The following is an 18,533-nucleotide window of genomic DNA, read 5'->3' as shown; positions in this document are numbered from 1 at the left end:
AGCTTGTGTTTTTAATGTAAGTTATTGATAGGTAAAGATAAAGAGGGCTGGCATGTAAAATGCATCAGCCCTTTTGTTGTTTTGGCGGGAATGAAGTTATGCAAGGTAATTCTGATAGTGAGATCAATTCACTACTTGGCACAGTAGAAGAACAAAATACACGTTATAAACAAGTACTCGATGTTATGCCTGCGGGGGTAATATTACTTGATACTCAGGGTGTTGTATGTGAAGTAAACCCAGAGGCGATTAAGCTTCTTGGTCCTCCTCTACTAGGTGAGCGTTGGTTTGAAGTGATTCAACGGTCATTTGATCCAAGAGAAGACGATGGTCATGAGATTTCATTGCGTAGTGGACGTAAAGTTCGTTTAGCTATCTCAGCGTCAGAGACAGGGCAACTTATTTTGATTACCGATCTAACTGAAACTCGCTTATTACAATCACGTGTCAGTGGTTTACAACGCCTTTCATCGTTAGGGAAAATGGTGGCTTCACTTGCTCATCAGGTAAGAACTCCGTTATCAAGTGCGATGTTATATGCATCAAACTTAGGCTCGCCAAACTTACCAGCCGCAACGCATAAACGTTTTCAAACTAAATTGGTTGACCGCTTGCATGATCTTGAAAAGCAAGTGAATGATATGCTGCTTTTTGCAAAAGGTGGTGATAATAAAGTAGTGAAATCTTTTACTATTGAGGAATTGGTTGCAGAATACCAACCAATGGTCGAAACCGCATTACAATCGAATCAGGTCGATTATCATTTGGAAGTAGAAGACCAAGAGACGCCATTAATGGGGAATGCAAACGCCATAGCCAGTGCGATCAGTAATTTGATTATGAATGCTATTCAAGCAATTGGTAAAGAGTGTCAAATTGATGTTTTTTTCAGGTCAGTAAACGGGTATTTGAAAATATCAGTACAAGATAATGGGCCTGGTATCCCATTGGAACTGCAAGATAAAATTATGGAACCTTTTTTCACTACGCGATCTCAAGGCACTGGTCTGGGATTAGCTGTGGTTCAAATGGTTTGTCGAGCACATAAAGGGCAACTTGAATTGTATTCAGAGCCGGATGATGGTGCGTGCTTCACCATGTCGATCCCGTTAACAGCAACATACACTGAATCCGCAACTCAAACAGAATCTGGAGAATAACCATGGCGCAAAGTAAAGTACTGATCGTAGAAGATGATGAAGGCCTACGCGAAGCGTTGATCGACACCTTAGAATTAGCAGGCTATGAGTGGGTTGAGGCAGACAGTGCTGAAACGGCACTCTTAATCTTGAAAAAAGAAGCGGTTGATATTGTTGTTTCAGATGTTCAGATGGCAGGAATGGGGGGATTGGCTCTATTACGAAGCATTAAACTAAATTGGCCTAATCTTCCAGTACTATTGATGACAGCGTATGCCAACATTGAAGATGCAGTATCTGCAATGAAAGAGGGCGCAATAGATTACATGACGAAACCTTTTGCGCCAGAAGTGCTTTTGAACATGGTCAGTCGTTATGCGCCAGTAAAAAATGAGCAAACCGGTGATGCGATTGTTGCGGATGAGAAAAGCCTTAAATTACTTAAATTAGCAGATAAAGTAGCAAGAACAGACGCTAATGTGATGGTACTTGGTCCTAGTGGCTCAGGTAAAGAAGTCATGTCGCGTTATATTCATAACAATTCACAACGCAGTGAAGGGCCATTTGTTGCAATTAACTGTGCTGCAATTCCTGACAATATGCTAGAAGCTACTCTGTTTGGTTATGAGAAAGGTGCTTTTACTGGTGCAGTTCAAGCCTGTCCGGGTAAATTTGAACAAGCCCAAGGTGGCACCATTTTACTGGATGAGATCAGCGAAATGGATCTTAACCTACAAGCCAAATTACTGCGTGTACTCCAAGAGCGTGAAGTTGAACGTTTAGGCGGGCGTAAAAGCATTAAGCTTGATGTCCGAATTTTGGCGACCAGTAACCGTGATTTAAAAAGATACGTAGAAGAAGGCAATTTTAGAGAAGATCTATATTACCGTTTAAACGTATTCCCAATTACATGGCCAGCTCTGAAAGAGCGTAAAGGTGATATTGCTCCAATTGCGAAACACCTTCTTGAACGTCATTGTCAAAAACAAGGGCTACCAGTACCGCGGTTGACTCAAGAAGCGACTACAAAGTTAGAAAGCTACCCGTGGCCGGGGAACGTACGTGAATTAGATAATGTGATTCAACGAGCATTGATTTTGGCGGAAGAGCATAATATTACGGCTGAAGATATTTTATTAGAAGGGGTTGATTGGTCTGATGCGAGTGGATTACAAGACGTAGTCAGTGGTAAAGCGCCAACAATTAAGCCAGAACAGCAAGTGGCGTCAATAAATGAGCCACAAGAGCTGCCCATTTCTCAAGATAATGAGACCTCAAGCACTTCAAGTGGATTAGGTGGTGAATTACGTGAGCAAGAATACATTATTATTCTAGAAACTATCAAAGCGTGTGATGGGAAGCGTAAAGATGTAGCAGAAAAATTAGGGATCAGCCCGAGAACGCTAAGATATAAATTAGCTAAAATGCGTGATGCTGGAATCGATATCTCAAGTTAAAACAGTAACTTACAGTTATTGATATTTTGGTATGTAAATTGCTTTATTTACTTCGGGTCGTAACATTAAGTCAATTAGTTGACTGGGTCGGAGAATAGAAATGAAAATTGGTGGTTTACAAGACGAAATGCAAGCAATGATGCTTGACGCGTCAAATACAACGCGTCCAGCAACAGGTAAAGAAGTCGGTGCGGACTTCAGTGCAATGTTTGCAAAAGCAGTAAATAATGTAAATGGCTTACAGCAAGCATCAAGTGATTTAGCTGTGCGTTTTGATCGAGGTGATGAAGGGGTTTCATTATCCGATGTAATGATTGCACGTAATAAATCAAGCGTTGCATTTGATGCCACTATTCAAGTGCGTAATAAGCTCGTTGATGCTTATAAAGCACTGATGAATATGCCAGTATAATTTCTAGGAATTAAAGCGTGTCAGAAGAAAACAAAAACACAGATTTATCGATATCTGATGGAATGTCAACAGGCGGTGCAATGGCACTGGATAGTTCTGTTGATGCACAAAACCTAGATGCAGATGAACAAAGCTCTTCAAAGTTAGATTCAGCGCTTGGTAATCTTGATTTACTACGTCAAGTTATCCTCGTGTTATCTGTTTCTATCTGTGTGGCATTAATTGTCATGCTTTTCTTTTGGATTCAAGAGCCTGAAATGCGCCCTCTTGGTGCGTATGAGACAGATGAATTAATCCAAGTTCTTGATCACCTAGATGCGCAAAAAGCAGAATATAAATTGGATGGTAATACCATTCTTGTTTCTGCTTCTGAGTACAGTAAAATGAAATTGGATCTTTCTCGTGCGGGCTTAAACCGTCAAGTAGGGGAAGGTGATGACATTTTATTGCAAGACATGGGCTTTGGTGTTTCTCAACGTTTGGAGCAAGAACGTCTAAAGTTGAGTCGTGAACGTCAATTAGCCAGTACGTTTGAGCAAATGCGTCCAATTCGTAAAGCTCAAGTGTTGTTAGCTATGCCAAAACAAAGTGTATTTGTACGTCATAACCAAGAAGCGTCGGCAACGGTATTCTTAACCATGCGTATGGGTGCAAATCTAAAGCAAGAAGAAGTTGATTCAATTGTTGATATGGTAGCAAGTGCGGTTCCAGGAATGAAGCCAACACGAGTAACCGTTACTGATCAACATGGTCGTCTATTGAGTTCTGGTACTCAAGATCCAATGGCAACTGCTCATCGTAAAGAGCAAGAATTAGAGCGTAAACAAGAGCAATCTTTACGTGATAAAATTGATGCTATTTTGATCCCAATTTTAGGGTTAGGTAATTATACCGCTCAAGTTGATGTATCAATGGACTTTAGTGCGGTTGAGCAAACACGTAAAAAGTTTGATCCACAAACGGCATCAACACGAAGCGAATACACATTAGAAGATTACAATAACGGTAATGTTATTGCTGGTGTTCCTGGTGCGTTAAGTAACCAACCTCCTGTTGATTCTGCTATTCCTCAAGACATTGCTGAATTGAAAGATGGCTCCGTATTAGGTCAAGGTGCGGTTCATAAAGAAGCGACACGTAACTTTGAACTAGATACCACAATTAGTCATGAGCGTAAGCAAAGTGGCACTGTGGCTCGTCAAACCGTCTCTGTTGCGGTTAAAGAGCGTCAAAATGTCAATCCAGAAACAGGTGAGGTGACTTATACACCAGTACCTGTAGATCAAATTGAAAAAATCCGTCAAATTATCATTGGTACTGTTGGTTTAAATGAACAACGTGGTGATTTACTTAATGTATTAAGTGTGAAATTTGCCATTGAAGAGCAGCCTATTACAATTGATGTGCCGATTTGGGAACATCCAAGCTTTAATGAGTGGATAAAGTGGTTAGCTGGCGCATTAGTGATTATTGCAGTTCTTCTTATCCTTGTTCGTCCTGCGATGAATAAATTACTATTCCCTAATCAAGTGGAAGATAACGTTAATGGTAATGGCAAAGGCGGAAGCGATGGTGATATGGGTCTAATTGGCAGTGATTTGGATAGTGATGGCTTTGAATTTGGTTCAGGTATAGATCTTCCAAATCTACATAAAGATGAAGATTTATTGAAAGCGGTTCGTGCTCTTGTAGCGAATGAACCAGAATTAGCAGCACAAGTAGTTAAAAATTGGGTATCTGAAAATGGCTAATGACATTATTGAAGCAGGAAAGAAAGATGAAGAGTCGACTGAATTTGATCTTTCTTCATTATCGGGCTCAGAGCGTGCAGCGATCTTATTACTTAGTTTAAGTGAAGATGACGCGGCAAGCATCATTCGTCATTTAGAGCCTAAACAGGTTCAGAAAGTGGGCGCGGCAATGGCAACTGTATCTGATTTAAATCAGACTAAAGTGTCAGCGATTCACCGTGCTTTCTTAGAAGATATTCAAAAATACACAACCATTGGTATGGGCAGTGAGGACTTTATGCGTAATGCATTAGTGGCTGCACTTGGTGAGGATAAAGCCAATAACTTAGTTGATCAGATTCTACTAGGTAGTGGTTCACAAGGATTAGATTCATTGAAATGGATGGATCCTCGTCAAGTGGCAAGCATCATTATGAATGAGCATCCACAGATCCAAACTATCGTATTGTCGTATTTAGATCCAGATCAATCAGCAGAGATTTTATCTCAATTCCCTGAGCGTAGCCGCTTGGATTTGATGATGCGAATTGCTCATCTTGAAGAAGTTCAACCTTCAGCACTGGCTGAATTGAATGAAATCATGGAGAAACAATTTGCAGGTCAATCTGGTGCGCAAGCCGCTAAAATTGGCGGCTTGAAAGCAGCAGCAGAAATCATGAACTATCTTGATAACAGTATTGAAGGTATGTTGATGGATCAAATTCGCGACCAAGACGAAGAGACAGCAACGCAGATCCAAGATCTAATGTTCGTGTTTGAAAACCTTATTGATGTTCAAGATACCGGTATTCAAATGCTGTTACGTGATGTGCCACAAGAAGTGTTGCAAAAAGCACTTAAAGGTGCAGATGATGCACTTAAAGAGAAAATGTTTAAGTGTATGTCAAAACGTGCAGCAGAGCTTATGCGTGATGATCTTGACGCAATGGGACCAGTCCGTGTTGCTGATGTAGAGGCCGCACAGAAAGAAATATTGGCGGTGGCTCGTCGAATGGCAGACTCTGGTGACCTCATGTTAACTGGCGGCGCAGACGAATTCGTATAATACGTTTTTAGCTCTTTAAGTTATAATAAGACGGCTATTTCGGTTTGATATCAATTTTGATTGGTATTATTGGAATAGCCGTTATGCTTTCTAATCGTTTTCTTTTTACAGGTTGTCATTATGAGTATCAGCAAAAAACGTGGCTTTATTCGCATTACCGATGAGAGTGAACTGCAAAAAACCAATATTTGGGAATCTCCAGATTATACTGATCCTGATAGGCCAGCTCGTGAAACCGCATTAAATTATGATCCTAGTTGGACGCCTTCAGCTCCGAAAGAAGAAGAGCCTGAAGAATTTGTACTTACCGATGAGATTATTGAGCAAATTAAACAAGGTGCTTATAACGAAGGGTTAACGCAAGGCCAAGAATGTGGCTATAAAGAAGGTTTAGAGAAAGGCCAATCAGAAGGATTTGAAGCCGGGAAACCAGAAGGTTACCAAGTCGGCTATGATGACGGCATTGCTGCAGGGCAGACTGAGATCGAAGAACGAATTAAACAATTAATAGAAATGGCAGATAAATTTTCCGCACCGTTAGAGTTAATTGACTCTCAAGTTGAAAAGCAGCTGGTAGATATGGTGCTTGCCCTGACAAAAGAAGTGATTCATGTTGAGGTGAAAACGAACCCACAAATACTTCTTGATACTGTACGTGAAGCCGTCGAGACGTTACCGGTTACTGAGCGAAAAATCACGATTTCATTTAATCCAGAAGATCGTCAGCGTGTTATTGATGCTTATGGTGAAGAAGCTTTAGAGCAAAAACAGTGGATTCTTATTTCAGAGCCCTCTATGAATGTGGGGGATATTAATATCCAAGCCTCTGATTCTAAAGTGAGCTACTTATTAGAAGAGCGCATTAAAAGTGTGCTAGCTAAATTTTGTGGAGTAAATCGTCACCAAGGAAATCAGTAAATGTTGCCGTTGTCTGAACGACTTTTCCAATATAAAACGACAGGGCTAACAACTCGCGCTATTGCGTCTGGTAAGTTGGTACGCGTTGTTGGTTTAACATTAGAAGCGACAGGTTGTCGTGCGCCTATTGGTAGCTCTTGCCTCGTTGAAACCATTCACGGTGAAATAGAAGCAGAAGTCGTTGGGTTTTCTGGTGAAAATCTATTTCTAATGCCAAATGAACAAGTATCAGGGGTGCTTCCTGGTGCCAAAGTTACCCCTATTGTTGGGGGAAGTGGTATTCCTGTTGGTATGGAATTACTTGGTCGTGTGGTTGATGGCGTGGGTAATCCGATTGACGGGCTTGGTGAAATATATACTGAGCAAACCGCTTCATTTACTTCAGAGCCTATTAATCCATTATCGAGAAAGCCAATTACAGAGCCTCTAGATGTAGGTCTAAAAGCGATTAACGGGTTACTAACCGTCGGTAAAGGACAACGTTTAGGTCTATTTGCAGGTTCTGGTGTGGGTAAATCAGTTACGCTAGGCATGATGACGCGTGGTACAACAGCACAAGTGGTTGTGGTTGGTCTGATTGGTGAGCGTGGACGAGAAGTTAAAGAATTCATTGAAGAAATTTTAGGTCCAGAAGGGCGTAAACGTTCAGTGGTCGTTGCCGCTCCTGCCGATTCATCAGCTCTAATGCGCTTAAAAGGTTGCCAAACTGCGCTAACCATTGCGGAATATTTTCGTGATCAAGGGCTAGATGTCCTGCTTTTAATGGATTCATTGACACGTTTTGCTCAAGCACAACGTGAAATAGCACTTTCTGTTGGTGAGCCGCCGGCAACCAAGGGTTATCCGCCATCAGTGTTTGCCAAACTTCCCGCATTGGTAGAACGAGCAGGTAATGGTAATGAAGATCAAGGCTCTATTACGGCATTCTTTACCGTATTAACCGAAGGAGATGATTTACAAGACCCTATTGCCGATGCCTCTCGTGCAATTTTGGATGGACACATTGTACTTTCGCGTGAAATGGCTGATGCCGGTCATTATCCAGCAATTGATGTCGAGAAATCAGTTAGTCGTGTTATGCCACAGATCACCGATGAAGAACATATGCTGATGTCGAAAGCTGTGCGACAAGTGTTGTCTATTTGCCGTAAAAACCAAGATTTGGTTTCGATTGGTGCCTATAAACCAGGTTCGAATTCAGCAATAGATCAAGCTTTTACCTTGAAACCTCGATTAGATGAATATTTACAACAGAAAATGAAAGAGACAGTTCCATTTGATATGTGTAAGAGCATGTTAAAGATGCTCTTAAGTGGCTAAATAAACAAGACGATGAAAGAGAAAGATCATGAGTAATACCTTTGATTTTTTATTAGAGCAATCTCAAGACAGAGAAAATCAGGCAGTAATGGCGTTAAATAAAGCTAAAGCTGAGCTTGATGATTTTTATGAGCAAGTAAAGCAGATTGAAAAGTATCGGCTTGATTATTGTAATCAACTATTACAACGTGGTCAGCAAGGTCTAACAGCAAGTCAATACAGCCACTTGAATAAGTTCTTAGTTCAGTTAGATGAAACACTAACCAAACAAAAGAGTGCTGAATCTCATTTCACCTTTCAAGTAGATAACTGTCAAACCTACTGGCAGGAGACGCGTAAACAGCGTCGTTCTTACGAATGGATGATTGATAAAAAGAAAACGGAACGTCAAAAAATGCTCGATAAACAAGAGCAGAACATGATGGATGAATTTTCTACGTTACAGTTTGCTCGTCGTCCTAAACCCTAGTGCTATAAATATAGTCCTCGCTAATTTTTTAGCCTTAATGGTTATTTTTATATAAAAAGTGGCTTAATATTTGCTTTAAAATATCAAACGCTGAGCCTCTGTCGCTCTTGTCAAAAAATCCACACTCAATGTCGAGAATATACTATGAGCAGTCATGATTTGTCCTTAAACAATATCAATAAAAATGTTGCGATAAAGCCTGATACCAAAACGGCTGCCGTAGAAAAAAATGAATCAGAAGGCTTTGTTGAAGAGCTTAAAGAGCTAATGGGCTTGAGTGAAAAGAAAGACGCCAAAAAAACAGCGCTAGAAGAAAAATCAGTAGTAGTAGAAACTGAAGTAGCAAAGAAAAAAGAACAAACAGAATCGACGGTAGAAAAAGAAGATACGATTGAAGATAAGGTAGGAGAAGGTTTTGAGTTACTATCTCGCCTTGACCAAGCTAATGGAACCTTAGTTGACTCTAAAGAAGAGGAAACTAAAGAGAAGCCTGAAACTGGTGAAAAGCAGCAAGAAGATCAGCAAGAAGAGACTGATATATTATTGACTCAAGCAAGCATAGCGGCGACACCAGGCAAAGAAAGCAGCAAAACGCTAGGTGATGAGAGCGATCCAGTCAAAGAGATCCAATGGGGACAGAAATCTAAAGCCGAAACGGGTGAAACGCAAACTAAAGGCGAAGCCTCAGGTAATAAAGAATCAACCAAGGAGTTGTTAACCTCAACGGCTCTTATTGGCAAAGCAGAATTAGAGTCCGGCAAGTTAGCTGAGACTCAAAAAGCGAAAATAGATATATCAGCATTAGGCATGGCTCAAGTAGTGAATGGTGAAACTGTTAATTTAACTGAATCAAAAACAACGGACTCGTTTGCACAGCAGCTTGCTGGCGTATCAGGAACGACTGCGACACAACAAGCAGCGACCGCTCAAAAAACAGATCCAGCAACAGCACCATTGAATATTCGTCAAGAGCAGGTTAGTGATGAAGTTGCTGAACGCATTAATATGATGATGGCGAAGAACTTAAAGTACGTTGATATTCGTTTAGATCCACCAGAAATGGGCCGTATGCATATTCGGTTGAATATGGGGTCTGATGGCGCTGCTGTTCAATTTACCGTTTCAAATCAACAGGCTCGTGATGCGATAGAGCAGAGTTTACCGCGTTTGCGTGAGATGTTTGCTCAACAAGGTATTCAATTGGCTGATACTTCAGTACAACAGCAAAGTTCTGGTGATTCATCACAATATGGGCATCAGCAGCAAAAGTCTTCTCATCAAGGTTCTGGGTTTAGTGAAGAGTCCTCTGAGACGCATGAAATCAATGTTCAAGTATCAAAACCCAAAGATGGCATTAGTTTTTACGCATAAGCATTTTTAGATAAACAAATGATGTTAAAAAAATAATTAACGATTTATTCAAGAGGAAAGGCAATGGCCGATCAAGGTGAGACACCAAAAAATAAAAAGAAACTGATCATTATCATCGCATTGATTGTATTATTACTTGGTGGTGGCGGCGCTGCCGCTTGGTTCTTTATGTTAGGCGATCCTGCTGCGGAGTCAACAGAACAAAATATCGCCGCATTAGAGGCTAAAATGCCAGTATTGTATTTAAACTTGCCTCAACCCTTTATTTTTAATGTGACCGGTGATAAACGTGATCGTTTAGTTCAATTAAAAGTGCAAATGGTGATGCGTGGAAGCGAAAATGAAGAAGTAGCAATGCAGCACACGCCTTTAATTGAAAGTGCTTTATTGTCAACTTTCGCTGCAGCTACCGTTGAGCAATTAAGAGAGCCTCGTGGTCGAATTGAGCTTCGAGAGCAGGCAACACGTGATATTCAAGATGCCTTTACTAAAATTACAGCGAAACCTGTAGTTGAAAAAGTATTATTTACTGACTTTGTAATGCAATAGGTTCAATGTGACAGATCTATTATCTCAAGATGAAATTGATGCTCTACTCCATGGTGTAGATGACGTAGAAGATGACGTCCCTGGTGGTGATGAAAATATAGGTTCAATGAAGGACTTTGATTTCTCATCCCAAGACAGGATCGTTCGTGGCCGAATGCCAACGCTGGAATTGATTAACGAACGTTTTGCGCGTCATATGCGTATTAGTTTATTCAATATGCTAAGAAAAACAGCTGAAGTTTCGATTAATGGTGTATCAATGGTGAAGTTTGGTGAATACCAAAATACATTGTATGTACCAACCAGTCTTAATATGGTGCGTTTTCGCCCATTAAAAGGCACTGCATTAATAACAATGGAAGCTCGTTTGGTTTTCATTTTGGTAGAAAACTTCTTTGGTGGTGATGGTCGATTCCACGCCAAGATTGAAGGTCGTGAATTTACACCAACGGAACGACGTATCATTCAATTATTGCTAAAAGTCATTTTTGAAGATTATAAAGAAGCTTGGTCTCCTGTTATGGGGGTTGAGTTTGAATATTTAGATTCAGAAGTAAACCCAACCATGGCAAACATTGTAAGCCCTACAGAAGTAATCGTGGTGAGTTCATTCCATATTGAAGTGGATGGCGGCGGCGGTGATTTCCATGTTGTATTCCCATACTCAATGGTTGAACCTATCCGTGAATTACTTGATGCGGGTGTTCAAAGTGACAAAATGGACACTGATGTCCGTTGGAGTAAAGCGCTTCGTGATGAAATCATGGATGTGCCTGTGGAAATGAAAGTAAATCTGTTAGAGAGTAAAATTTCATTACGCGATCTAATGGACCTAGAAGCGGGTGATATTATCCCGGTTGAAATGCCAGAAGCTGCTACCGTATTTGTAGAAGAATTACCAACTTACCGTGGTAAAGTAGGTAAATCTGGTGACAAATTAGCAGTACAGATCACAGAGAAAATCAAACGCCCAGACATGGTTAAGACGGATCTAGCCTTTTTAGGCAAAGACGTATTGTTTGATCTAGATGACGAATAAGAAATAGAGAAGGTAATGGATCATGGATTCAAATGAACAACAGATGGCTGACGAATGGGCAGCAGCGTTAAGTGAAAGTACGGAAGCAATAGCGGCACCTTTAGATGATTTAGAAGAGAAAGCACCTGCGTTCAATGAAGATGAGCGTCGAAAGCTTGATACAATTCTAGATATTCCGGTAACTATTTCAATGGAAGTAGGTCGCTCGCATATTAGTATTCGTAACTTATTGCAACTTAACCAAGGTTCTGTCGTTGAGCTTGACCGTATCGCTGGTGAGTCACTGGACGTTATGGTTAATGGTACGCTTATCGCTCACGGTGAAGTCGTTGTCGTGAATGACAAGTTTGGTATTCGTTTAACTGACGTTATCAGCCAAACTGAACGTATTAAGAAACTGCGTTAATTAGATGAAGGGAAGGGTATGAAACAGCTATGGTTATTGGCTTTGATGCCTTTTCCTTTATTTGCCGCAGAGGCAGCTAATGTCGATTTAGCGGCGACATTAGGCTCTCTTATTTTTGTTATTGTGCTTATTCTATTTTTTGCCTGGTTATTAAAGAGAATGCGTTTCCCCGGAATAACAGGGGCCCCAGGTACGACAATGAGTATTGTTAAGCAGTTACCAGTAGGAACAAAAGAGAGAGTTGCTGTAATTCAAGTAGGAGAAGAGCAGTTCTTAATTGGAATTACTTCTCAAAATATCAATATGCTGAGTAAGCTTGAAAAGCCGTTAGAGGTAAATGAATCTACATTAACGCCATTTTCAACTCAATTAAGCCAAATGATGAAGAAAAATGCTAAAAACTAATTTAATTGCCGCCACTTTGGCGGTTTTTTCACTCTTATTCATCGCCTCTTCTGCATGGGCGGTGGATGATCTCGCGAGTACAATTCCTGCTACAGCAGCCACTGCCGAAGGTATGACTGTTACGGCAATGGAAAAGGACAATGGGGCTGGAAAAACAATAGCTCAAGGCAGTAGTTCTGGGGCGGGAGTTCCCGCTTTTACCATGACAACTAATGCTAATGGGGGAGAAGATTACTCGGTTAACCTGCAAATTTTAGGATTAATGACCATGCTGGGCTTTTTGCCTGCGATGGTTATCTTGATGACGTCGTTTACCCGTATTGTAGTTGTAATGTCGATACTTCGACAAGCTATGGGCTTGCAACAGACACCGTCAAACCAAGTGATCATTGGTATTGCTATGTTCTTAACCTTTTTTATCATGGCCCCCGTGTTTGATAAAATGAATGACACTGCTATTCAGCCTTACATTAACGAAGAAATTAATGCGCGCGAAGCCTTTGATATTGTTCAAGTGCCGATGAAAGAATTTATGCTGGCGCAAACGCGAATAAAAGATTTAGAAACCTTTGTTAATATGTCCGGTGTCGAAGTAGATAATCCTGAAGACGTTCCAATTACAGTAATCATTCCTGCGTTTATTACGTCGGAATTAAAGACGGCCTTTCAAATTGGTTTTATGCTTTTCTTACCATTTTTAATCATCGATTTGGTGGTGGCATCGGTTCTGATGGCGATGGGTATGATGATGCTTTCTCCTATGATTGTGTCATTACCATTTAAACTTATGTTGTTTGTTCTGGTCGATGGGTGGAACTTAATTCTATCAACTCTCGCCGGAAGCTTTAGTACATAAGGAGCAAAAATGACACCTGAAATGGCTATTGATCTATTTCGTGGCGCGCTATACATGGTGCTTATCATGGTGTGTGCCATCATCATACCTAGCCTGCTTATTGGTCTAGTGGTAGCTGTTTTTCAAGCGGCCACCTCAATTAATGAGCAGACTTTGAGTTTCTTACCGCGTTTGATTATTACGCTGTTAGCATTAATGATGTTTGGTCACTGGATGACACGAATGTTGATGGAATACTTTTACGAATTGATCGCACGAATGCCGACAATACTTTTTTAGCTATAAGTCTTTATTAATGACGAACCTTTATCAACAATAAATTTTTATTAATGGCAAATTTTTCTTGATGACAAACTAGTTGAATTTATGGAATACCCAACTCAAATAGTATTAGATTTTATCGCAACTTATTTTTGGCCTTATACCCGCATATCTGCCATGTTAATGGTGATGTCAGTATTCGGGGCTCGATTTGTGTCGCCTAGAATTCGACTCTATTTGGGACTAAGCATTACTTTTGCAGTGATGCCAGCAATTCCTGCAATGTCATCAGAAATACAATTGGTTTCTTTTCAAGGGTTTATGACCACTGCGGAGCAAATAATTATTGGTGTTTCGATGGGGATGGTGACGGTATTTGTTACACAAACTTTTGTGTTGCTAGGGCAGATCCTCGGTATGCAGTCGAGTCTAGGTTTCGCTTCAATGGTTGATCCTGCGAATGGACAAAATACCCCGTTACTTGGCCAATTATTCATGTTTTTATCGATCTTATTTTTCTTAGGGACTGATGGGCATTTAAAAATGATTAACTTCGTAGTAATGAGTTTCAGTACGTTACCGGTTGGTGTTGGGAAATTGACAAGTGTCGATTATCAATCCATGGCAGGCTGGCTTGGAATTATGATGAAAGCAGGGTTGAGTATGTCACTTTCTGGGATCATTGCGTTATTAACTGTAAACTTATCGTTTGGCGTAATGACGCGTGCCGCACCACAACTAAACATTTTCTCTCTTGGCTTTGCTTTTGCCTTATTGGTGGGTTTATTATTGACCTCTTATATTATATTAGGGTTATTTACTCATTATGATCTGCATTGGGGACGTGCCGAGGCACAGATATGTAGCTTGATAAGGCTAGACTGCTAATGGTTGATATACATATCATGGAGGTCATTTATGGCGGACAGTGACGGTCAAGAACGCACCGAAGACGCTACAGCCAAACGCTTGCAACAGGCCAAAGACAAAGGGCAGGTTGCAAGGTCAAAAGAATTAGCTTCAGTTTCTGTATTGGTTTGTGGTTCAGTTGCGTTAATGTGGTTTGGTGAAGGCGTAGCTAAAGCGTTACTTTCTGTCATGGGGCGTTTTTTTTCTATTTCTAGAGAAGAGATCTATGATACAAATAAATTGCTTGAGATCGTTGGTGGCGGCTTAACGGAATTAATATTTCCCGTATTATTGATATTGGTGACTTTGTTTGTTGCTGCCTTAATTGGAGCCGCTGGTCTAGGTGGGGTTAGTTTTTCAGCAGAAGCTGCAATGCCAAAGCCTTCTAAAATGAACCCAATGTCAGGCATTAAACGTATGTTTGGCATGCAGAGTTGGGTTGAGCTTTTAAAATCAATATTAAAAGTATCCTTAGTTGGGGGTACTGCTTTTTACTTGATAAATAAGAGTAAAGCGGAACTATTTCAACTCAGTTTAGATACTTATCCAGTCAATATTTTTCACTCGTTGGATATCTTATTAAATTTCATTCTGTTGATCAGTTGTACTTTATTGATTGTTGTTGCCATTGATATTCCGTTTCAAATCTGGCAACACGCGAATCAATTAAAGATGACTAAACAAGAAATTAAAGACGAATATAAAGAAACAGAAGGTAAGCCTGAAGTCAAAGGGCGGATCAGAATGCTGCAACGAGAAATGACACAACGTAGAATGATGTCAGATGTTCCGTCAGCAGACGTTATTATCACCAATCCAGAGCATTATTCGGTCGCATTACGTTACGATCAAAGTAAAGATGCGGCACCGATAGTGGTTGCCAAAGGGGTTGATCACATAGCAATGAAAATTCGAGAAATTGCTCGTGAACATAATATTGATATCCTGCCTGCACCACCACTGGCGCGAGCGTTATATCATTCAACAGAGCTAGAGCAGCAAATTCCTGATGGACTATTTGCAGCGGTAGCTCAGATTTTAGCGTATATTTTTCAGATGAAACAATATAAGAAGAAAGGGGGCACGAAGCCTGAACTTGATGAAAATACGTTAACTATCCCAGATGAATTAAGAAAATAGGAATAACCTAGATGATATCTATTTATTAATATATCTTTATACACTCCAACCTTTAAGGATGCATTGGTGATGAAGAGTTTGTAACTGTGATTCACTTAAACTATCTGATTCGAACATTACCCCAAATTTCGATTGCTTTTCTTTTGCCTCAATATTCTTAATCTCACCAGATACAGAGATTGGTTCAATGGCATCTAACTCAATCATAATGGTAACTTTTTGGTTAATAAAATTGTCAGGATTTAGTTTTGCTGGTAATGAAATAGCACAACCACCTGCTGAAAAATCAGTCATGACTCCTGTTAAATTATGGCTTCCTACCGCTAAATTACATGCAAATTTAGTATCAATACGCTGATGAGTGCGGATTTGTCGCATTGAAATACTTTTAGGCGCATGAAGGCAAATCATCTCCATAGGGCGATAAATAACAGAGTGGATCTGTGTTCTAAAAGCGATAACGTCACGATGAGTTGTATTGGTAATTGAGCGGAAAGTAACGTCAGCTCCCTCTAAATAGATTTTATTGAACTCTAAAGGAGGGGATTGAGGGTACTCAATAAAAACATAATGCCCTTTTTTAAAGCCAATTAATTTCGAGTTTGCTTGAGCCGATTGTCCATTTGGGCAAGTGACTTCAATAATGACTCTGCCACCAATATCCATTTTATTGAGTACGTTTTGATCCGTACTAAGAGATACATCAGCCATATAACTACCAAGTGAAATAAGATGTGGTAATTATACAAAGGAAGAAATAACTTGCAATGAAGATTGATATTTTTCCTTAACAATTAAGTGGTTAATTCATAGTGACTGTTTTTAATAATGTCTGTCAGAAAAATGAAGATACAAAGCCAAAAAACTGACATCAACCTGGCTCGAAACTTGCTTTATTGGAGGCGTCATCATGTTATCAGTTAGTTGTTATTGATAATCTTCAATAATAACATCGAGTATAAGAAGCAGAAGTAATGAAATTTCAAATGCCCTTTCCAAATAAGCTATCTGCCTTAAAAGGTAAAAATATGCCGTCAATAGGTGCACCTATATTGGTGCTATCTTCTTTGGCGATGGTGATATTACCAATACCTGCGTTTTTACTCGACCTCATGTTTACTTTTAATATTGCCTTGGCAATGGTCGTGTTATTGGTCACCATCTATTCACGTAGGCCTCTTGATTTTGCAGCTTTTCCTACCATTCTTTTGGTATCTACATTACTCCGTTTAGCCCTAAACGTTGCTTCTACACGAGTGGTATTACTGCATGGTCATGAAGGTCCAGGAGCTGCGGGTAACGTTATCGATGCGTTTGGTAATGTTGTTATCGGTGGTAACTATGCGGTGGGTTTAATCGTATTTATTATCTTGATGATCATTAACTTTATGGTTGTAACTAAAGGTGCTGGACGTATTGCTGAGGTAAGTGCGCGTTTTACCTTGGATGCTTTACCTGGTAAACAGATGGCAATTGATGCCGATTTGAACGCTGGGTTGATTGATCAAGAACAAGCACGTACACGCCGTTTTGAAGTGACAAAAGAAGCCGATTTTTACGGTTCAATGGATGGTGCATCTAAGTTCGTTAAAGGGGATGCGATTGCCGGTATTCTTATTCTGTTTATTAACATCATTGGTGGTCTTGCCATTGGTATGAGTCAATTCGGTCTCGGTTTTGGTGACGCGATCCAAATTTATACATTGTTGACCATTGGTGATGGTCTAGTTGCTCAGATCCCCTCGTTACTATTGTCTATTGGTGCTGCGATCATGGTGACACGCCAAAATACAGATGAAGATATGGGGGAGCAATTAGTATTCCAACTGGTTGATAATCCGAAAGCATTAATGGTGACGGCAGGCATTATGTTTGTTATGGGTATTGTACCTGGAATGCCTCATTTCCCATTTATCCTACTTGCGCTTCTTGCTGGTGGTTGGGCGTACTATCTAACCAAGAAAATAGATCAAGAAGGTGGCGATAAAAAAGCGGCCCCACCGATGGAAATATCATCATCACAACCCAAAGAACTTTCGTGGGATGATGTACAACCAGTTGATGTTATCGGGCTTGAAGTTGGCTACCGTTTGATCCCTATGGTAGATAAAGAACAAGGCGGTGAGTTACTTGACCGTGTTAAAGGTGTCCGTAAAAAGCTATCACAAGATTTTGGTTTCTTAGTGCCAGCCGTACATATTCGAGATAACTTAGAACTGCCACCAAACGTATACCGAATTACCTTAATGGGTGTTGCGGGTGGTGAAGCTGAGATCCGCCCAGATAAAGAACTCGCGATTAATCCAGGACAAGTTTATGGTTCTATTGAAGGCGAACCAACCTTTGATCCTGCTTTTGGTTTAGAAGCGGTTTGGATTAATGGCGAGCAAAGAGAGCACGCGCAAGCACTAGGCTATACTGTAGTTGATGCCGCTACTGTATTGGCAACCCATTTAAGCCAATTGTTAACTAATAATGCGGCGCAATTATTAGGTCATGAAGAAGTTCAGAACTTATTAGAGTTACTTTCACAAAGCTCACCTAAACTGGTTGAAGGATTAGTTCCTGATCAGTTACCGTTAGGGGCGGTAGTAAAAGTACTTCAGAATTTATTAAATGAAGCAATTCCCGTTCGTGATATTCGAACCATCGTTCAAACTTTGTCAGAATATGCGCCAAAAAGTCAAGAACCTGACATTTTGACGGCAGCTGTTCGAATCTCATTAAAACGATTAATTGTACAAGAAATCAATGGGATAGAAGCTGAAATGCCTGTCATTACTTTGATTCCTGAGTTGGAACAAATATTGCATCAAACAATGCAGGCATCGGGTGGCGAGACAACAGGTATTGAACCAGGACTAGCTGAACGTTTACAGGCCTCATTAACTCAAGCGACTCAAGAGCAAGAGTTAAAAGGGGAAGCTGCGGTCTTATTGACTTCAGGGGTATTACGTTCAACTCTAGCGAAGTTTGTTAAGAATACGATTCCTAACTTACGAGTGCTTTCTTATCAAGAAATTCCTGATGAGAAACAAATTAGAATTGTTCAAGCTGTTGGTAACTAATCGCATCGACTTATTTAG

Annotated in this window: 19 protein-coding genes; 18 read left to right on the top strand and 1 reads right to left on the bottom strand. The window is 40.3% G+C overall.

Features of this window, described 5'->3' with window-relative positions:
- Nucleotides 1–98: 98 nt before the first annotated feature.
- From Q1K78_RS01395 to flhB, 17 genes are all read left to right on the top strand, one after another.
- On the top strand, nt 99–1,160 hold the full coding sequence (locus tag Q1K78_RS01395; protein WP_300173642.1) for an ATP-binding protein: 1,062 nt from the start codon (nt 99–101) through the stop codon (nt 1,158–1,160).
- Nucleotides 1,161–1,162: 2 nt separating this feature from the next.
- Nucleotides 1,163–2,596, top strand: coding sequence for a sigma-54 dependent transcriptional regulator (locus Q1K78_RS01390; protein WP_300173640.1), 1,434 nt, complete (start codon nt 1,163–1,165; stop codon nt 2,594–2,596).
- A 100-nt stretch (nt 2,597–2,696) separates the two neighbouring features.
- Nucleotides 2,697–3,008 carry a flagellar hook-basal body complex protein FliE gene (gene fliE, locus Q1K78_RS01385; protein WP_060991566.1) on the top strand — a complete coding sequence of 104 codons (312 nt, stop codon included), beginning with the start codon at nt 2,697–2,699 and terminating at the stop codon, nt 3,006–3,008.
- 17 nt (nt 3,009–3,025) lie between these two features.
- Nucleotides 3,026–4,759, top strand: a complete 1,734-nt coding sequence (gene fliF / locus Q1K78_RS01380) for a flagellar basal-body MS-ring/collar protein FliF (protein WP_300173632.1) — start codon at nt 3,026–3,028, stop codon at nt 4,757–4,759.
- Complete coding sequence (gene fliG / locus Q1K78_RS01375; RefSeq protein WP_300173630.1) at nt 4,752–5,804, top strand: flagellar motor switch protein FliG; 1,053 nt, start codon at nt 4,752–4,754, stop codon at nt 5,802–5,804. Before fliF ends, fliG begins: the two co-directional genes overlap by 8 nt.
- Nucleotides 5,805–5,924: 120 nt before the next feature.
- On the top strand, nt 5,925–6,722 hold the full coding sequence (fliH, locus tag Q1K78_RS01370) for a flagellar assembly protein FliH (RefSeq protein ID WP_300173628.1): 798 nt from the start codon (nt 5,925–5,927) through the stop codon (nt 6,720–6,722).
- Nucleotides 6,723–8,042 carry a flagellar protein export ATPase FliI gene (gene fliI / locus Q1K78_RS01365; RefSeq protein ID WP_300173626.1) on the top strand — a complete coding sequence of 440 codons (1,320 nt, stop codon included), beginning with the start codon at nt 6,723–6,725 and terminating at the stop codon, nt 8,040–8,042. It abuts the gene before it with no gap.
- Between the two features lie 28 nt (nt 8,043–8,070).
- Entirely contained in the window at nt 8,071–8,511 is a 441-nt protein-coding gene (fliJ, locus tag Q1K78_RS01360; RefSeq protein ID WP_300173624.1) for a flagellar export protein FliJ, read from the top strand.
- A 144-nt stretch (nt 8,512–8,655) separates the two neighbouring features.
- On the top strand, nt 8,656–9,882 hold the full coding sequence (locus tag Q1K78_RS01355; RefSeq protein WP_300173622.1) for a flagellar hook-length control protein FliK: 1,227 nt from the start codon (nt 8,656–8,658) through the stop codon (nt 9,880–9,882).
- Nucleotides 9,883–9,945: 63 nt separating this feature from the next.
- Nucleotides 9,946–10,431, top strand: coding sequence for a flagellar basal body-associated protein FliL (gene fliL, locus Q1K78_RS01350; protein WP_300173620.1), 486 nt, complete (start codon nt 9,946–9,948; stop codon nt 10,429–10,431).
- A 7-nt stretch (nt 10,432–10,438) separates the two neighbouring features.
- Nucleotides 10,439–11,470: a flagellar motor switch protein FliM gene (fliM, locus tag Q1K78_RS01345; RefSeq protein ID WP_300173618.1), complete on the top strand. Its 1,032-nt coding sequence runs from the start codon at nt 10,439–10,441 to the stop codon at nt 11,468–11,470.
- 19 nt (nt 11,471–11,489) lie between these two features.
- Nucleotides 11,490–11,876: a flagellar motor switch protein FliN gene (gene fliN, locus Q1K78_RS01340; protein ID WP_300174005.1), complete on the top strand. Its 387-nt coding sequence runs from the start codon at nt 11,490–11,492 to the stop codon at nt 11,874–11,876.
- 18 nt (nt 11,877–11,894) lie between these two features.
- A complete protein-coding gene (fliO, locus tag Q1K78_RS01335; RefSeq protein ID WP_300173616.1) occupies nt 11,895–12,281 on the top strand; it encodes a flagellar biosynthetic protein FliO in 387 nt (128 codons plus the stop codon).
- Nucleotides 12,268–13,137, top strand: coding sequence for a flagellar type III secretion system pore protein FliP (gene fliP / locus Q1K78_RS01330; protein ID WP_300173614.1), 870 nt, complete (start codon nt 12,268–12,270; stop codon nt 13,135–13,137). Before fliO ends, fliP begins: the two co-directional genes overlap by 14 nt.
- A 9-nt stretch (nt 13,138–13,146) precedes the next feature.
- Entirely contained in the window at nt 13,147–13,416 is a 270-nt protein-coding gene (gene fliQ / locus Q1K78_RS01325; RefSeq protein ID WP_300173612.1) for a flagellar biosynthesis protein FliQ, read from the top strand.
- An 87-nt stretch (nt 13,417–13,503) separates the two neighbouring features.
- A complete protein-coding gene (gene fliR, locus Q1K78_RS01320) occupies nt 13,504–14,286 on the top strand; it encodes a flagellar biosynthetic protein FliR (RefSeq protein ID WP_300173610.1) in 783 nt (260 codons plus the stop codon).
- A gap of 30 nt (nt 14,287–14,316) precedes the next feature.
- The gene (gene flhB, locus Q1K78_RS01315) at nt 14,317–15,447 is read left to right on the top strand and encodes a flagellar biosynthesis protein FlhB (RefSeq protein ID WP_300173608.1); all 1,131 of its coding nucleotides are present in this window, start codon (nt 14,317–14,319) and stop codon (nt 15,445–15,447) included.
- A 36-nt stretch (nt 15,448–15,483) separates the two neighbouring features.
- Here flhB and Q1K78_RS01310 read toward each other — a convergent pair whose 3' ends face one another.
- Nucleotides 15,484–16,158, bottom strand: a complete 675-nt coding sequence (locus Q1K78_RS01310) for a flagellar brake protein (protein WP_300173606.1) — start codon at nt 16,156–16,158, stop codon at nt 15,484–15,486.
- Nucleotides 16,159–16,421: 263 nt separating this feature from the next.
- Between Q1K78_RS01310 and flhA the strand changes: the two genes are divergently transcribed.
- Nucleotides 16,422–18,515, top strand: coding sequence for a flagellar biosynthesis protein FlhA (flhA, locus tag Q1K78_RS01305; RefSeq protein WP_300173604.1), 2,094 nt, complete (start codon nt 16,422–16,424; stop codon nt 18,513–18,515).
- Nucleotides 18,516–18,533: the final 18 nt, after the last annotated feature.

The organism is uncultured Aliivibrio sp. (assembly GCF_946479765.1).
Classification (GTDB): Bacteria; Pseudomonadota; Gammaproteobacteria; order Enterobacterales; family Vibrionaceae; genus Aliivibrio.
This window is presented reverse-complemented; position numbering and strand designations above follow the sequence as displayed.

Coding starts and splice junctions, on each gene's coding strand:
- fliO (WP_300173616.1), top strand. CDS start 11,895: ATGAAACAGCTATGGTTATTGGCTTTGATGCCTTTTCCTTTATTTGCC.
- flhB (WP_300173608.1), top strand. CDS start 14,317: ATGGCGGACAGTGACGGTCAAGAACGCACCGAAGACGCTACAGCCAAA.
- Q1K78_RS01395 (WP_300173642.1), top strand. CDS start 99: ATGCAAGGTAATTCTGATAGTGAGATCAATTCACTACTTGGCACAGTA.
- fliQ (WP_300173612.1), top strand. CDS start 13,147: ATGACACCTGAAATGGCTATTGATCTATTTCGTGGCGCGCTATACATG.
- fliH (WP_300173628.1), top strand. CDS start 5,925: ATGAGTATCAGCAAAAAACGTGGCTTTATTCGCATTACCGATGAGAGT.
- Q1K78_RS01390 (WP_300173640.1), top strand. CDS start 1,163: ATGGCGCAAAGTAAAGTACTGATCGTAGAAGATGATGAAGGCCTACGC.
- fliR (WP_300173610.1), top strand. CDS start 13,504: ATGGAATACCCAACTCAAATAGTATTAGATTTTATCGCAACTTATTTT.
- fliE (WP_060991566.1), top strand. CDS start 2,697: ATGAAAATTGGTGGTTTACAAGACGAAATGCAAGCAATGATGCTTGAC.
- Q1K78_RS01355 (WP_300173622.1), top strand. CDS start 8,656: ATGAGCAGTCATGATTTGTCCTTAAACAATATCAATAAAAATGTTGCG.
- fliL (WP_300173620.1), top strand. CDS start 9,946: ATGGCCGATCAAGGTGAGACACCAAAAAATAAAAAGAAACTGATCATT.
- Q1K78_RS01310 (WP_300173606.1), bottom strand. CDS start 16,158: ATGGCTGATGTATCTCTTAGTACGGATCAAAACGTACTCAATAAAATG.
- fliI (WP_300173626.1), top strand. CDS start 6,723: ATGTTGCCGTTGTCTGAACGACTTTTCCAATATAAAACGACAGGGCTA.
- flhA (WP_300173604.1), top strand. CDS start 16,422: ATGAAATTTCAAATGCCCTTTCCAAATAAGCTATCTGCCTTAAAAGGT.
- fliG (WP_300173630.1), top strand. CDS start 4,752: ATGGCTAATGACATTATTGAAGCAGGAAAGAAAGATGAAGAGTCGACT.
- fliP (WP_300173614.1), top strand. CDS start 12,268: ATGCTAAAAACTAATTTAATTGCCGCCACTTTGGCGGTTTTTTCACTC.
- fliJ (WP_300173624.1), top strand. CDS start 8,071: ATGAGTAATACCTTTGATTTTTTATTAGAGCAATCTCAAGACAGAGAA.